We start from the raw sequence: 16,692 nt of genomic DNA on the forward strand, positions 1-16,692 counted from the left end.
CTGCCATACTGGCAGGGCTTTCAATACTATTGAACACTCTTCAGTTGTTGTCAGAGTATTCGTCTGATGAGCTGAATGCGATTGCTCAGATCGCATTCAATTTATAAAAAATGTGTAGATACCTATGGCCATACTGGCAGGGCTTTCAATACTATTGAACACTCTTCAGTTGTTGTCAGAGTATTCGTCTGATGAGCTGAATGCGATTGCTCAGATCGCATTCAATTTATAAAAAATGTGTAGATACCTATGCTTTTAAGGGGGGGAGGATGTCAAATTTGCTTTCCGCTGTCATATGTTTTTGTTTAGAATCATCCATACCAAAGCGAATAAACAGGCATAGGCATGCAAACGAATATCACTGAACCATCTTCCAGCACAACCTTACAGTATGTGCATTGGTTCCGTCATTCTGCACCCTATATTAATGCGCATCGCAACAAAACCTTTGTCATCATGTTTGATGGTGAAGCGCTGCAACATGAAAATTTTCAACACATTATTCATGATATTGCCTTATTACACTCACTTGGTATTCGTCTAATTTTGGTGCATGGTGCTCGTCCGCAAATCAATCATAATTTACAAAGCAGCGGCATCAAGACACCATTTCATCATCACCGTCGCATCACCACTCGCGAATCCTTACCTGCGGTGATGAATGCCGTCGGTTCCATTCGTCTGCAAATTGAAGCCCTCCTGTCTATGGGTTTAGCCAACTCACCGATGTACGGCGCGCGTATTGATGTGGTCTCAGGCAATTTGGTCACGGCAAAACCGTATGGCATTCGTGACGGTATCGATTTTCAACTGTCTGGTGAAGTTCGTTCCGTCGATATCGATGCGATTCAACGTCATTTAGAGAGCCAAAATATTGTGGTGCTTGGGCCAACAGGTTATTCCACGACAGGTGAAGTGTTTAATTTATTGGCTGAAGAAGTTGCGACCAAAACCGCCATCAGCTTAAAAGCGGATAAGTTGATTTTCTTGGGCAAACAACATGGTTTGCACAATGAACATGGGCAGCTACAACGCGAAATTACGCCTCATCAACTTGATCAGCATATTTTGCAATATCAAGATTCTAACCCCGACATAGCCCTGCATTTAAGCGTTGCCAAAGATGCTTCCCTTCAAGGCGTACACCGTGTTCATCTCATTTCCTATGCCTATGATGGCGCATTGATCGAAGAATTGTTCACGCGTGACGGCTCTGGCACCATGATCACTGATGCGCATTATGAAGAAGTGCGTACTGCCGATATTCAAGATGTTGGCGGCTTAATCAATCTCTTACGCCCTCTCGAACAAGAAGGCATCTTGGTTTATCGCTCACGCGAACGTCTGGAAAATGAAATTGGACAATTTGCAGTGATTGAACGTGACGGTACGATTTTGGCCTGCGCTGCGTTGTACCCGATTCCTGTCACAGGGGATGAAAAACGCTCTGCTGAAATCGCGTGTGTGGCTGTGCATCCGGGGTATCGAAAATCAAATCGCGGTAGCCAAATTTTGCATTATTTAGAAGAAAAAGCGCGAGATATAGGTATTGAACAATTGTTTATTTTGACCACACGAACAGCGCATTGGTTCCTTGAACAAGGTTTTGAACAAGTCAGTGTCGATGACTTACCGAATGCCCGTCAGGCCTTATATAACTATCAAAGAAACTCATTGGTTTGTAAAAAGTCACTTTAAAGTGGCTTTTTCTATGCGCTGAATAGCATTATTTTGCATAAGGTTATGCCGAATCCTTTGTCTAGGCTCTCAAATCACTATGCAAGCCACAGAATAACGATATCTATCATTTAAATAAATACAATAAATGAATAATTTTCAATAACTTAAAATAATACTTTGACACATTATATGTTTTTCTAAAATCATAATTTTTCATAAGTTTTGCTGATATTTATTTATCTTTTTTCCTGATTTTAAATTTAAGTTTTCTTATTTTTTTCGAAAAAGAAAACTCTTTAGCTTATGTGTTCATAAATCAACAGTTCTGCACATTTAGACCTTTATAGGAGCAACACATGCGTACGCACAAAGCAAAACTTTGGACAAAAACACTTGTACTGTCTACAGCGGTTGTGGGTGCCATGATGATGTCGGGCTGTGGCAAAAAAGAGGCTGAAGAAAATGTCACCTTAAATATCGGCTTCCAAAAATATGGCTTATTGCCAATTTTAAAAGAACGCGGAACCTTAGAAACAGCCTTAAAAAGCCAAGGTGTAAATATCAAATGGGTGGAATTTCCTGCGGGTCCACAGCTGCTTGAAGGGCTCAATGTGGGCAGCGTGTCATTTGGTGAAGTCGGTGAAGCACCGCCTATCTTTGCTCAAGCCGCTCAAACCGATTTGGTTTACATTGCCAACCAACCTGCAGTTCCAAAAGCTGAAGCGTTAATTGTGCAAAAAGATTCGGCTATTCACAGTATTCAGGACTTAAAAGGTAAACGTGTGGCCTTAAACAAAGGCTCAAACGTGCATTACCTGTTGCTCAAGCTGTTGGAAGCCAATCAGCTTAAATTTAGCGACATCAATGTCGTGTATTTACCACCTGCCGACGCACGTGCTGCTTTTGAAAAAGGTGCCGTTGATGCATGGGTAATTTGGGACCCGTTCCTTTCTGCTGCTGAGCATCAACTTAATGCTCGCAGCATTGCCAATGGCGAAAACTTGGTGAAGAACTACCAGTTCTATTTGGCCGATCGTAAATTTGCTCAGGAAAATCCAAAAGTGCTGCAAGCTGTGGTGAATGAGTTGAATTTGACCACGCAATGGGTCTCAAAAAATCAAGATGAAGCGGCCAAGTTACTCGAAGGCAAAACAGGCTTAGGTCTAGATGTGCTTAAAACATCTATTTCACGCTTAGGCAATCAAGTGACACCGATTACTGCACAAGTGGCGCAGGAGCAGCAGCAAGTCGCTGATGCGTTTTATAACGAAAAATTAATTCCAAATAAATTAAATATTGAGTCGGCCATTATCAAATAAGCCGACCACAGCATAAGGGCGATTCCATGCGTATTCTAAGAACATTTTCCATACTGACTTTAGCCACTTTTGGCTTTGGACTCAGTGCCTGCCAAAAACAAGAAACAGCACAGCAGGATCGTGAAAAACCAGCTGAAACAGCCGTAAAAACCTTGGTTATCGGTTTTCAAAAATCAGCCTTAAATTTGCTGGTTGCCCGTGAACAAAAGCTCTTTGAACAACAATTTCCCGGCGCTCACATTGAGTGGAAGGAGTTCCCTGCTGGCCCACAAATGTTAGAAGCCCTTGCGGTCGGTGCGGTGGATTATGGCTATGTCGGCAACACCCCGCCTATTTTTGCCCAAGCTGCCAATAAAGACCTGAATTATATTGGCTATGAAGTGGTGCCTGAACAGTCGCTTGCTGTCGTGATTCCTGCGGATAGCTCAATCAAGACCATTCAAGAATTACGTGGCAAACGTGTTGCTGTGCAAAAAGGCTCGAGTGCGCATGAGTTATTAGCCAAAACTTTAGAAAAAGCCGGTTTGACTTGGAGCGATATCCAACCAATTTGGATTCCACCAGCAGATGCACGGGCCGCATTTGATAAAAAATCAATTGATGCATGGGCCATTTGGGACCCGTTTTTATCTGCAGCGGAGTTGGATGCTCAGGCTAAAGTGCTGATTCAATCCGGTGATTTTCCAAAGACCTATTCATTTTATGTGGCAAATCCAAAAGTCGTTCAAGCACACCCTGATGCCCCAGCTAAATTTTTGAAGGCCCTAGACGCTTCCGATCAGTGGATTGTGAAGAACCAAAATGTGGCTTTAGAGATTTATCAAAACAGCACAGGGCTGCAAAAGAACATTGCTGCGCAAGCCTTTTCTCGCCGATCTAAACCCTCTCCTGTGCGCCCGCTGACACCTGAGGTCATACAAGCACAGCAAAATATTGCGGACTTATTCAAACAAGTCCAACTGATTCCAAACAACATTCAAGTCCAAAAGCAAGTTTGGACACCTTCATCACATTGATACCCGAGCCATCAAAAATACAAGGAACTGAACATGAAAATTTTCTGGTTTATCCCTACCCACGGTGACAGTCGCTACTTAGGAACAAGTAAAGGTGCACGCCAAGTCGATCATGCCTACATGAAGCAAATTGCAGTAGCGGTGGATAATCTTGGCTATGAAGGCGTTCTGATTCCGACAGGTCGTTCATGTGAAGATCCATGGCTTACAGCTGCAAGTTTGATCGATGCCACTAAAAATTTAAAATTTCTAGTCGCGCTACGTCCAGGGGTGACAACGCCTGCACTGACTGCACGTATGGCTGCAACATTTGACCGTTTATCTGGCGGTCGTATCTTACTGAATTTAGTTACAGGCGGTGATGAGCAAGAACTCAAGGGTGATGGTGTCTATGAAGATCATGCGACGCGTTACCAAACTGCCGCGGAATACACCACCATTTGGCGTGAAATTTTAACCCGCTCACATACCGGTGAAAGCTATACCTTCCATGGCGAACGCCTGAGTGTGGACGACGCCAAATTACTCTATCCACCAGTACAAAAACCGTATCCACCACTATGGTTTGGCGGCTCGTCAGAAGCTGCTGTTGAATTAGCGACAGATCAAGTTGACACCTATTTGACTTGGGGTGAGCCACCTGCTGCGGTAAAAGAAAAAATTGCAGTAGTGCGTGAAAAAGCCAAAGCCAAAGGGCGTGAACTGAATTATGGCATTCGTTTGCATGTCATTGTACGCGAAACCAATGAAGAGGCATGGAAAGCAGCTGAAGAGCTAATCCAATATGTCGACGATGCCACCATTGCAGCCGCACAAGCCAAGTTCAAAACCATGGACTCTGTAGGGCAACGCCGTATGGCTGAACTGCACAATGGCGACCGTAGCAAATTAGAAGTATCGCCAAACTTATGGGCAGGTGTTGGATTGGTTCGTGGTGGTGCAGGTACGGCACTCGTTGGTGATCCTGAAACCGTCGCCGCACGTATCCAAGAATATGCCGATCTCGGGATTAGCACCTTTATTTTCTCTGGTTACCCACACCTTGAAGAGTCTATCCGTTTTGCAGAATTGGTGTTCCCACTACTGCCATTGGAAACACGTCAAAAATTGGTTCAACCTAACCTAACCGGCCCATTTGGTGAGATTGTCGCGAACAACTACACCCCAGATGAAAATAAAAAAGCTGAAAAGATTCAGGAGCCGGCCTAATGTCCAAAACTGTTTCTGTTGAAACCTTCAAAGCACCGAAGGTTTCACGTGGAACACAACTCGGGCAGCGTTTGCTGCCTTGGTTGTTTCCTATTGCATTAATTATTGTATGGCAAATTGCCTCAGTTACAGGGCTATTAGAAAGTCGTATTTTGCCTGCGCCAAGTGCGGTGGTGGTGGCCTTTTGGAACTTACTGATCAGTGGTGAACTGTGGAAGCATGTTCAAATCAGTGCGGGTCGGGCCTTGGTGGGACTTCTAGTCGGCGGTGGTTTAGGTCTTTTTTTAGGGCTGCTAAATGGTTCATCCAAAACAGCATCGACGCTACTCGACACCACGCTGCAAATGATCCGTAACATTCCTGCTCTTGCCCTGATTCCCTTGGTGATTTTATGGTTTGGGATCGATGAATCGGCCAAGCTGTTTTTAGTCGCTATTGGCGTATTCTTTCCCATTTATATCAACACCTATCATGGTATTCGTTCTGTAGACCCTCAACTGATTGAAATGGGCAAAAGCTACGGTTTGAGTGGCTGGCAACTGTATAAAGAAATCATTCTACCGGGGGCGATGCCGTCTATTTTGGTTGGTCTGCGTTTTTCACTCGGTCTCGTTTGGGTTTTGTTGATTGTGGCAGAAACCATTTCTGCACAAGCTGGCATCGGTTATATGACCATGAACGCACGCGAATTTCTACAAACCGACATCGTCTTGGTCGGGATTTTATTGTATGCCCTACTCGGTAAATTAGCCGATGTACTGGCTGTTGCCTTAGAAAAATATTTACTCCGTTGGCACTCGGGTTACCAAAAATAAGGAGCATGTAATGACCGATTTAAGCATAAGCCGTCATGCAGACGACTCAACCCAACCTCAGCGTTCTTCTGTCGAGGATATCAATCCCCATGCAGTGTTGGGCGCAGAGATCCTGATTGAACAACTACACAAATTTTATGGCGATGTTAAAGTCCTTAAAGACCTTGACCTGCATATTCAACCCGGTGAATTCTTGGCGATTGTCGGTCGTAGTGGCTGTGGTAAAAGTACCCTGCTTCGCCTCATCGCCGACTTAGAAAAACCGAGTTATGGCGAAATTAAATTTAAGTCTGCACGTCATATTCGTGAAGGCATCACCAGTGATGATATTCGTGTGATGTTCCAAGACCCTCGCCTCCTGCCTTGGCGTAGCATTGAGAAAAATGTACAACTTGGTTTAAGCAAAGACCAACACGCCAATGCTACAGCACTCCTCGAAAAAGTCGGTTTAAAAGACAAAGCGGGGGCTTTGGCCAACACAGCTGTCAGGGGGGCAACGTCAACGTACTGCACTGGCACGTGCTTTGTCACATAAACCACGCATTTTGCTGCTAGATGAACCACTGGGTGCGCTCGATGCCTTAACACGTTTAGATATGCAGAATTTGATTGAAAAACTTTGGACTGAACAGGGTTTTACCGCAATTTTGGTCACACATGATGTAAGTGAAGCCGTGCAGTTAGCAGACCGAATTATCTTGCTGGATAAAGGCCATATTGCCCAAGAATTTCGTGTCGATTTGGCCCGTCCACGAAAAAAAGGCATTGAATTTACTGAACTTGAACAACAAGTCTTACAAGCGGTCTTGGCCACTTAAGCTGTACTTGTGCAGGAAATCATCACTTAAACCGTGTGACTTCCTGTCCTGTTCAAGAGCAATATCGCAACAAACCATGTTTTGCATTGAGGGGAGATTTATCGCCTGTTGACAAATACATCACAAAAATTACGACAAATCATATAAATCCATGACTAAAAATAATGATTTATTTAAATTTCACCCTAAAATGATTATTTGAAATATTATGGCATTCGTCGTATTTATTTGACTGTTGAATAGAATAAACTGCCAAAATTCATAAAATTAAAAACGATGATTGTGCACAAATCTGTTGATTTGCCGTACAATTCAATATTCCCTTTTCATTTTCTTAAAAGAGCTAATGGAACAAAAAAAGAGTACCCAGAAACGCCACCAGTTGCTTAATGCAGCACTGGATGTCTTTTCCCTGTATGGCTTCAATGGCGCCAGCTTGGATGAGATCGCACAGATTGCAGAAATGCATAAATCGAATATTTTCTATTACTATGAAAATAAAGAAGCGCTTTATGTTGAAGTTCTGACAACGGTTCTACAAAAGTGGCTTGCTCCGCTACAAATGTTGGAAGCAGACCTTGAGCCTGAAGAAGCGATCACCAATTATCTATTGCAGAAAATTGAAGTATCTCGTACGCAACCGAAAGCCTCACGTTTGTTCGCACTTGAAGTCATTCAGGGCGCACCACACATTCTTGAAATTTTAAAAGGCCCACTAAAAAAATTAGTGAAACGCAAAGCCAAAGTCATTAGCAACTGGCAAGAGCAAGGCAAAATTTCAAAAGATATTGATCCAGAACTTTTAATTCTGAACATTTGGGCAATCACGCAAAACTATGCTGACTTTGCAACCCAAATGGAAATGGTCACTGGAAAAACCTTACGTAATCGCAGTATGCAACAACGGATTATTCAACATACCGTTCATATGATGCTTTACGGTGTAATTCCACGCCCAGAAAAGTAAATTGAATTGGGTCGAATTGGCATACGACCATAGCATTCTATGGTCGCCGACCGAAATTAGCTGAATGCCTTATTTTACTGTTTGATATAATTCCAATAATTTCTTTGCGCCGAATAATAAATTTTCTTCCCAATCCAGATGTGCTGTGTCATTCGCACCATCGGTAATATATTTTACCGACACAAAGCGAACACCCAGTTTTTTAGATACTTTAGCGATTGCGTAGCCTTCCATATCGACAAGATTACACGGTACTTTCGGCAGCCCAGTTTCAAAGCTGTCGCCTGTACCACAAATTCCTTTAGGCAAATGGCTAAACATGCTCTCTGGCTGAATTTCAGCAGGATGATCGGTATCCATCGGCGTCACCCCCACATCAAAACCCAAAGGCGATACATCCATATCCCGTTGTACAAATTGAGCTACTTCAACCAAAGCATGTGCATCAAAATGTGAACTTCCCGCAGTGCCCAAATTCAGCAAAGTATGACATCCGGTTTTTTGAATCACATCAAAGGCTTTAAATGCGGCATTGACTTTACCAATACCACTGTAATGTACTTCAATGCCTGCGGCTTCAAACAAGCCTTTAGATTCACTCGGCAGTGCCATAATTAAAGCGATTTGCTGACGCATAGCGGTCTCCTCAAATTGATGCCTTCATATAGCATACATTTGCACGTGCGCAGAAAAAATCATCTTCAAAAATCGCATTGCTCAGAAAATAAATTCCTCACGCAGATTTGAATGCTATCAAATTTGAAATTGCATAGGCCGCTTGCCAATAAAAGATGGTGCCAATTGTTGGTCATGACGTAAGGCATCTAAAATCTTCTCTAATGCAATATGTGCCATATCCCCTCGTACACTATGCGAATGGGTCATTGGCATATGCTCGATGCCAGCTCTTCGCGCTGACAAAATTTTAATGTCTTGTTTGTTGACCACCCAAGTATAGGCATTCACAGCCGGCATCAATGCCTTAGACAACAATTTTGGAATCGGAAATTTATAACTGACACAGGTATAAACCCGTGACTCATACGGCCCCACAGGGCTAATCAGACTATTAAACACCATGCCCGATGGCTCTCCCCAATGGTATTCCACCAAGGTAATATTCGGCGCGATAAAACTGTCGCGGTGGACCTGTTCAGCACCATGCGGATTGGTCAGCCATGGCATCATGCCGACTTCTGCATCATGGTCATGATAGTCAACGACTACTTTGCGCGGCCCGACATCTATGGTGGCATCCACGGCTTTTCCCGACTCTGAACGAAACCAGCCTTCATGGACAAATATGGTATGGGTTACATCCATTATATTCTGTGCAACAGCGCCCATCTCGCCATCATAACTGCCGACCATGTAATAGCTGACCCAGCCGGCTTGATCATAAAACGGTAATTTAAATATTTCCGGGCGTTCCTGTTTGGGCTTTTCACCGAGATAAATCCATACCACCCCATCTTGCTCACATACATCAAAACTACGCTGTTTAAAGGGATGCGGTTTTTCTGGAAAAAATTGTCCATTGACACTAGGAATATGCGCCACATGCCCATCGCCCTGATACGACCAACCATGATATGGACATGTCACGCAGCCATCGGTCATTTTACCCTTACACAAAGGCACACCACGATGCACACATTGATCGAGCAATGCAGCGGCTGTTCCATCTTTTTGTCGGAACAGAACAAATTTTTTACCATACAGGGTGGCTGAAAAAGGCTGATCTTTTTTGAGTTCTTTAGAGGTACAAGCGACGTACCATTCTTCTAATAATCCTTTGGCATCATCCCAAAAACGGGTTTGATTACACATAATTCGATCCTTATTTTTATCTTTTTGTTTTAATCCATAAGCCTTGCTCTAACACCTAGTACAAGCAAGTTTATATCTCGAAGCCAGTTGATCTCTCGAAAATACGCGCAAATTTTATACATGAATGTTTTGCTTGGATAGCAAAATAACGTAACTGCATCACACGCTTGCAGAAGCTCTATATTTGTTTGTTGAAATCCGTCAAAGCCAACGCGCAATAGTTTTCTTCAACGGATTTACATTCACCCAACATCAATTAAGATGCGCGCTGAGCATCACAATACGCTTTTAAACACGGAGAAAAAAATAAGCTGCCACGATAAAACCCTTGTATGGTTTTCAGCATCACCAATAACCAAAGCGTACAGAGCAAAACCGCAAAAAAAGTGCCACACTGTTGGATAGCGTGTAATTGCGTTTGTTCCGCCAAATTGATGACCGCCAAACTAAAAACGCCGAATGGAAACGTCATCGCCCACCACCCGAGATTAAAGGGTAAATCTCGTAAATGTTTTAGCGTGATGAGTATAGCGATTCCAAACCACCATACACCAAATCCGAGCAGAACAAGGGCTGCAAACACACCGCCTTGAAGTAACACCTGTCCTAAATCTGCCAAGTCTACTGCTGTCAAAATACGAGGGGCTTGCTCTCCCAAAAGTAACAGCGCTAACGCCCCTGTCCCAATCGGTCCTAAGGCCAACCAACTGCTGATTGCCATCTCCTTGCTTGGCAATTGATGTAAAGCTAGACGCAGCAACAAGATGCTTAAGATGGCAAAGGCTGGAAATACTGAGATTCCCCAAAGCAGATAACTCCCCAGCAAAATATGGACAGCATGGGCCTGTGCAGGTAAATGCGCCAACAATAAACCACCTGAACTGGCAGCCACCTCGCAAGCCACTATCGGCAATAACCATACTGCGGTCATGCCTTGCAGCGCATGTTGCTGACGACTAAACATCAGAAAGGGAACACACCATGCAATCGCAATTGCCATCAACACATCGACATACCATAAATATTCAGCCCATGTGATGATGCTTACGCCCAAAAACTCAGTGTACAGCGTGGTGCCAAATTTCAATGCGCCATTGATCAGGGTTGCCAGTGCCATGGGGATTGCCCCAAGAAATAAACTCATCACCGGATGCTGGAAAATCTGCTTGGCTTCTTGTGGATACAAGATCCATCGGCTGAGATACATCCCACTAAACAATATGAACAACACGATGCTGATCTGCCACAACCCTGCTCCGATGGACCACATCCACTGCGGCGCCAACGGTATAGATGGTAAAATGAGGGCCACCACACCTGTACCCATCACCACCGTAAACCAGTTTGGGGTGAAATGACGAATCAAGTCTTGTTTATGCTGGAGTTGATAAAATGGCATTTTCATCGCATGATGCTCATCAAAATGGAATGTCTATAGTTTAAGCACACTAATTAATAAGAAAAATTGATTAATATTTATTTTTATAATTTATTTTACTGATAATAAATTCATCTCTGCATAAAAAAACTTGAGTAAAAACACAACAACAAGACGAACGCAGAAGATTATGGCAATATATAGCCCTCAAACATTTTCAACAATTGATTCGCCCATGAAGCTGCTCCGTCTGAATGCTTTAGCGCCCCACTTAGAACTCCCCAAAACTGCCGTGACCATTGGCAATTTTGATGGCGTACATTTGGGTCATCAAGCGATGGTCAGCCAGCTCAAAGACATAGCACAGCAACAAAACTTAAAAACAGCTGTGATGATTTTTGAGCCACAACCGCTTGAATTCTTTAAAGCTTATGATGCACCGCCTCGAATCAGTTCACTACGTGAAAAAGTCGAATATTTAACTGAACTAGGCGTCGACTATATTGTGGTGGCGAAATTTGACAATGCCTTTCGTAATCTCAGCGCCGAAGAATTTGCCGATATTTTAAAAAATAAACTCAATACACAAAGTTTAGTTTTGGGCGAAGATCATCACTTTGGCAAAAACCGCCAAGGCAATAGCGAATTTTTACGCCAATACGGCTTCCAAGTCACAGCCCTGCAAAATGTCGAAGTCGATGGCGAACGTGTCAGTTCGACACTGGTTCGTCAGACATTACAAGCAGGCGACCTTGCCCATGCCGCAAAACTTTTAGGTCGTCCTTATAGCATCACCGGTCGTGTGCAGTATGGCGATCAAATCGGTCGCACCATTAATTTTCCTACCATTAATGTGCGTTTAAACCGTCATAAACCTTGTTTAAATGGCATTTATGCAGTCGATGTCATTTGTGAAACCGAATCTTTAACAGATAAAGTAAAAAACGAAAATGCTGACAAATTAGGGGTTGCAGGTTATGCACCCTCTGCCCTGTTTGGTGCAGGGCATGTTGGTACGCGTCCCGCAATTAAACAGGAACATCCTGAATGGCGATTAGAAGTACATTTTCCTGATGTTTCTGCTAATCTGTATGGCCTGTTAATGCGGGTGACGTTCTTGAACTTTTTACATGGCGAAAAGGACTACCCTTCGCTTGAAGCACTGAAAGCCGGAATTGATGACGACGTCGAAAAGCTCCTTGAGTTTCGAGGTCAGCACCCTCATTTCCCCTTTTAAACCCCGATTATTTATTGTAAAACGCGTCAGTCAACGGGCTGATAAATTTGGAAGACAACTTGCATGAGCGATAAGCAAACTCCTGAAAATGCAGTGGATTATAAAGCCACGCTAAACCTCCCAGGTACTGAATTTGCGATGAAAGCAAATCTCGCAGTACGTGAAGCGAAATGGTTAGAAGAGTGGTATGCCGACAACATTTATCAGCAGATTCGTGCATCGCGTATTGGCAAGAAAAAATATGTGCTTCATGACGGCCCTCCATACGCAAATGGCCAAATTCACTTAGGCCATGCGGTGAATAAAGTCCTGAAAGACATCATCATCAAAAGCCGTGTAATGGACGGTTTTGACGCACCGTATGTACCAGGTTGGGACTGTCACGGTCTTCCAATCGAACTGAAAGTTGAAGAAAAAGTCGGTAAAGTCGGCGTGAAAGTAGATGCCTCAACTTTCCGTAAAGCCTGCCGTGAATATGCCTACACCCAAGTTGAATTACAGAAAAAAGACTTCGTGCGTATGGGTGTGTTTGGTGATTGGGACAACCCTTACCTCACCATGAACTTCAAACAAGAAGCCGACATCGTTCGTTCGCTCGGTGAAATTGCCAAAGCAGGCCATATTGAGCCGGGTCTTAAACCTGTGAACTGGTGTTTGGACTGTGGTTCTGCCTTAGCTGAAGCTGAAGTGGAATACGAAGACAAAAAATCAGATGCGATTGACGTTGGTTTTAGCGTTGTTGATTTAGCTGATTTATCTGCACGCCTAGGTGTTACAGTTAGCGATTCTACAGATATCGTAATCTGGACAACCACACCTTGGACTATGCCTGCCAACCAAGCGGTTGCTCTACACGCTGAACTTGAATACCAATTGGTGAAAGCAACTGGCGAAGACAAAGCAGCGCAAAACTTCATCCTTGCAAAATCATTGGTTGAATCTGCAACTCAACGTTATGGTTTTAATACAGTTGAAGTAATCGCTGAGTTTGCTGGTGCAAAACTTGAAAATCTAGTACTACAACATCCGTTAATTGCTGAACGCCAAGTACCAGTGATTTTAGGTGAGCATGTCACAGACGGCAGTGGTACAGGTGCTGTACATACCGCGCCAGGCCATGGTGTGGACGACTATAAAGTTGGCTTACAGTACAACCTGAAAGTCGACAATCCAGTTGGCGGCAACGGTGTATATTTACCGACTGCGCCAATTTTTGCAGGCGAACACATCTACAAAGCCAATCCAAAAATCATTGCTGCTTTAACCGAAGCAGGCAAACTTTGGGCACATGTGGTGATCAAACATAGCTACCCACATTGCTGGCGCCATAAAACACCGATTATCTTCCGTGCAACACCGCAATGGTTCATCAGCATGGATGCAAAAGGTTTACGCCAAGGTGCATTGAACGCGATTGAAAATGACATCAGCTTCGTACCGGATTGGGGTAAAAACCGTATCCAATCGATGATTGAAGGTCGTCCAGATTGGTGTATCTCACGTCAACGTACATGGGGCGTGCCAATTCCATTCTTCGTGCATAAAGATACCAACGAACTTCACCCGCGTACCCCTGAGCTAATCGAAGAAGTCGCGAAGCTGATTGAACAAGAAGGTATTGACGGTTGGTATAACCGTGATGCGTCTGAGTTTATCGGTGCAGATGCAGAGCAGTACAATGCTGTACGTGACACTTTAGACGTATGGTTCGACTCTGGAACAACACACTTTGCAGTACTTCGTGAACGTGAAGAATTGCAAGACCCTGCTGACTTGTACCTTGAAGGTTCTGACCAACATCGTGGCTGGTTCCAATCTTCATTGTTAACATCTATGGCGATTAATAACCGCGCACCTTACAAAGGCTTATTGACTCACGGCTTCGTTGTGGACGAAAAAGGCCGCAAAATGTCGAAGTCGATCGGTAACGTGATCACTCCGCAAGACATCATTAAAGACATGGGTGCAGATGGCCTACGTTTCTGGATTGCGTCTGCAGACTACCGTTATGAAATGACTGCAGGTAAAGAAATCTTCAGCCGTGCATCAGATGGTTACCGCCGTATCCGTAATACGTTGCGTTTCTTGTTGGCTAACTTGAATGGCTTCAAACCATCGACTGATGCTTTGCCTGTCGATCAATTGATCGCACTGGATCAATACATCTTGCAACGTGCTGCGGAAGTACAAAAAACTATTCAACAAGCTTATGAAGATATGAACTTCCATATCGTGACTAGCGCATTGACCAACTTCTGTATTAATGACTTGGGTGGTTTCTACCTCGACATCATCAAAGACCGTCAATACACCACCAAAGCAGACTCTGCAGCGCGTCATTCTGCACAAACTGCGTTGTATCACTTGGTTCAAGCCTTTGTCCGTTGGATGTCTCCTATCTTGAGCTTTACCGCACAAGAAGCTTGGCCGTTGATTCCAGAGCAGTCTGAGAAATATGTATTTACTGCGGAGTGGTATGACATTCCTGTAGCTTCTACAGCGAATCTGGTGACTGAAGCTGAATGGCAAACCTTGATCACCGTTAAATCTGCGGTGAACAAGTTTATTGAAGCTGCACGTACTGCAAAAACTGTGGGTTCAAACTTGTCTGCCAAAGTTGAACTTTGGGCCAATGCTGAGCTGAAAGCTGTTTTAGACAAATTCGGTGAAGAACTGCGTTTTGTCCTCATCACTTCTCAAGTGATTGTCAATGCGTTTGATGCAGCGCAAGGTGAAGCCTCTGACCTTGACGGTTTAAATGTCAAAGTCTCTGCTGCTGATGGTGAAAAATGTGCACGCTGCTGGCATGTACTGCCAGATGTGAATACACATCACGAACATCCAGGTCTTTGTTCTCGTTGTATTATTAACCTTCCTACAGGTCAAGGCGAAGAGAGAAAATATGCCTAATCCACAAGAAAAAAAGGGCTTCTTTCAATTCTACCCACACAATTTAGTGTGGGTGGGCTTATCCATTGTTGCCATTATTTTGGATCAATGGACCAAATGGATTGCAAGTACACATCTGAACTACGCAGATCCTGTACCTGTCATGCCCTTTTTAAATTGGACATTACTACATAACTATGGCGCTGCCTTTAGTTTCTTGTCCGATGCCGGTGGATGGCAACGTTATTTCTTTACTTCACTCGCAGGACTTGTGTCTGTCATTTTTGTATTTTGGCTCATGCGTATGCCAAAAAACGTGAAAGTCCTTCCAATTGCCATTGCCCTGATTTTAGGCGGCGCAATCGGTAACTTAATTGACCGCGTATCTTTAGGCTATGTGGTGGATTTCATTCACGTGTATTACAACAACAGCCACTTTCCTGCATTTAATATTGCAGACAGTGCCATTACTTTAGGCACGATTCTGCTTCTTATCGATACGTTTTTCTTAGAAAAACACCGAATTCAACGTGCGGAAGCGCAAAATGACTGATTTTATCAATCCTAACGAGGAAACTCGTATTGAAGAAGGCTCTAAAGTAGACCTTCACTTTTCTGTTGCTATTGAAAATGGCGTAGAAATTGACAATACCCGTAGCCGTGCTGAACCTGTCAGCCTTGTCATGGGTGATGGCAGCTTATTACCGGGTTTTGAGAAAGCTTTATTCGGTTTACGTGCAGGTGACCGCCGTACCGTAAGCCTTCCTCCTGAAGATGCTTTTGGTCCATGGAACCCAGAAAACGTACAAAAATTTGATACCGTCAAATTTGAGCAGCGTCCTGTTGAAGGCCATATGATTGAGTTTGAAGATAAAGCCAAACAAAGTCTGTATGGGGTGATCAAAACTGTAGGTGAAGACATTACCGAAGTGGATTTCAACCACCCTCTAGCCGGTAAAAATATCACCTTTGAAGTTGAAATTTTCAAAGTGACCCCTGCCGGTCAACAAGGCGTGAAACTGATCTAAGTTTCAGCAAATGAAAGCTCCTTCGGGAGCTTTTTTTTATCACTATTTTTATAACTATCAATCGACTCGATACATTTTCTGTATATGCAACAGATCGAATTCATATTAATTTAATGCAAGACTTTAAAACAAGACGGGAAATACGATGAAACTTCATATTATTGTCGGCAGTGTCCGCGAAGGCCGTACGGCAATTAAGATTGCAAACTGGCTACTTTCAGAAATCGAAAGCTATGACTACAGTACCGTAGAAACTGAAATTGTCGATTTAAAAGAATGGGATCTGCCTATTTTTGCAGGCGCACATCCACCATTAACCGGGATTTATGACCAACCCAAACAACAAGCATGGGCAGTTGACATCCTCCCCCCCTTAAAAGCATAGGTATCTACACAAATCCCAAGTTTTGGGTTAAATTGAAGAGCATGCTCTTCAATTTAATATCTCCCATCTTGATACACGTCTCGTCAGACGATACAACGCCCTCGTAAAGCTTAATATGAAT

13 protein-coding genes and 2 pseudogenes are annotated in these 16,692 nt (G+C 43.6%); 12 read left to right on the forward strand and 3 right to left on the reverse strand.

Going from position 1 to position 16,692, the window contains the following annotated elements:
- Positions 1-345 precede the first annotated feature (345 nt).
- The 7 genes and pseudogenes from argA to FTU83_RS15315 all read left to right on the forward strand — a co-directional run bounded on the left by argA (position 346) and on the right by FTU83_RS15315 (position 7,824).
- Positions 346-1,698 (forward strand): amino-acid N-acetyltransferase, encoded by a 1,353-nt coding sequence (gene argA / locus FTU83_RS15285; protein WP_180107181.1) that lies wholly within the window; start codon positions 346-348, stop codon positions 1,696-1,698.
- 338 nt (positions 1,699-2,036) lie between these two features.
- Entirely contained in the window at positions 2,037-2,999 is a 963-nt protein-coding gene (locus FTU83_RS15290) for a sulfonate ABC transporter substrate-binding protein (protein WP_180107182.1), read from the forward strand.
- Positions 3,000-3,025: 26 nt separating this feature from the next.
- The gene (locus tag FTU83_RS15295) at positions 3,026-4,015 is read left to right on the forward strand and encodes an aliphatic sulfonate ABC transporter substrate-binding protein (RefSeq protein ID WP_180041892.1); all 990 of its coding nucleotides are present in this window, start codon (positions 3,026-3,028) and stop codon (positions 4,013-4,015) included.
- 33 nt (positions 4,016-4,048) lie between these two features.
- Entirely contained in the window at positions 4,049-5,224 is a 1,176-nt protein-coding gene (gene ssuD, locus FTU83_RS15300; protein WP_168379803.1) for an FMNH2-dependent alkanesulfonate monooxygenase, read from the forward strand.
- Entirely contained in the window at positions 5,224-6,039 is an 816-nt protein-coding gene (gene ssuC / locus FTU83_RS15305) for an aliphatic sulfonate ABC transporter permease SsuC (protein ID WP_078190647.1), read from the forward strand. Before ssuD ends, ssuC begins: the two co-directional genes overlap by 1 nt.
- Positions 6,040-6,049: 10 nt before the next feature.
- Positions 6,050-6,857: pseudogene (locus tag FTU83_RS15310) on the forward strand (ABC transporter ATP-binding protein).
- A 346-nt stretch (positions 6,858-7,203) separates the two neighbouring features.
- Positions 7,204-7,824 (forward strand): TetR/AcrR family transcriptional regulator, encoded by a 621-nt coding sequence (locus FTU83_RS15315; protein ID WP_078190649.1) that lies wholly within the window; start codon positions 7,204-7,206, stop codon positions 7,822-7,824.
- 69 nt (positions 7,825-7,893) lie between these two features.
- Here the strand turns inward: FTU83_RS15315 and FTU83_RS15320 are convergent, their stop codons facing one another.
- The 3 genes from FTU83_RS15320 to FTU83_RS15330 all read right to left on the reverse strand — a co-directional run bounded on the left by FTU83_RS15320 (position 7,894) and on the right by FTU83_RS15330 (position 11,059).
- Positions 7,894-8,460: a 5'-nucleosidase gene (locus tag FTU83_RS15320; protein WP_180107184.1), complete on the reverse strand. Its 567-nt coding sequence runs from the start codon at positions 8,458-8,460 to the stop codon at positions 7,894-7,896.
- Positions 8,461-8,577: 117 nt separating this feature from the next.
- Positions 8,578-9,654: an aromatic ring-hydroxylating dioxygenase subunit alpha gene (locus FTU83_RS15325; protein ID WP_180107186.1), complete on the reverse strand. Its 1,077-nt coding sequence runs from the start codon at positions 9,652-9,654 to the stop codon at positions 8,578-8,580.
- 256 nt (positions 9,655-9,910) lie between these two features.
- Entirely contained in the window at positions 9,911-11,059 is a 1,149-nt protein-coding gene (locus FTU83_RS15330) for a TDT family transporter (RefSeq protein ID WP_180107188.1), read from the reverse strand.
- A 208-nt stretch (positions 11,060-11,267) separates the two neighbouring features.
- On the opposite strand from FTU83_RS15330, the gene ribF reads away from it, so the two are divergent.
- From ribF to FTU83_RS15355, 5 genes and pseudogenes are all read left to right on the forward strand, one after another.
- Complete coding sequence (gene ribF, locus FTU83_RS15335) at positions 11,268-12,269, forward strand: riboflavin biosynthesis protein RibF (RefSeq protein WP_168379800.1); 1,002 nt, start codon at positions 11,268-11,270, stop codon at positions 12,267-12,269.
- A gap of 63 nt (positions 12,270-12,332) precedes the next feature.
- The gene (ileS, locus tag FTU83_RS15340; RefSeq protein WP_180107190.1) at positions 12,333-15,179 is read left to right on the forward strand and encodes an isoleucine--tRNA ligase; all 2,847 of its coding nucleotides are present in this window, start codon (positions 12,333-12,335) and stop codon (positions 15,177-15,179) included.
- Complete coding sequence (gene lspA / locus FTU83_RS15345; protein WP_078190655.1) at positions 15,172-15,711, forward strand: signal peptidase II; 540 nt, start codon at positions 15,172-15,174, stop codon at positions 15,709-15,711. Before ileS ends, lspA begins: the two co-directional genes overlap by 8 nt.
- Positions 15,704-16,186 carry a peptidylprolyl isomerase gene (locus FTU83_RS15350; protein ID WP_078190656.1) on the forward strand — a complete coding sequence of 161 codons (483 nt, stop codon included), beginning with the start codon at positions 15,704-15,706 and terminating at the stop codon, positions 16,184-16,186. Before lspA ends, FTU83_RS15350 begins: the two co-directional genes overlap by 8 nt.
- 145 nt (positions 16,187-16,331) lie before the next feature.
- Positions 16,332-16,541, forward strand: a pseudogene (locus tag FTU83_RS15355) (NADPH-dependent FMN reductase); the annotation flags it as partial.
- Between the last annotated feature and the right edge of the window lie 151 nt (positions 16,542-16,692).

Source organism: Acinetobacter sp. YH12152 (assembly GCF_013418285.1).
In the GTDB taxonomy this organism is placed as follows: domain Bacteria; phylum Pseudomonadota; class Gammaproteobacteria; order Pseudomonadales; family Moraxellaceae; genus Acinetobacter; species Acinetobacter amyesii.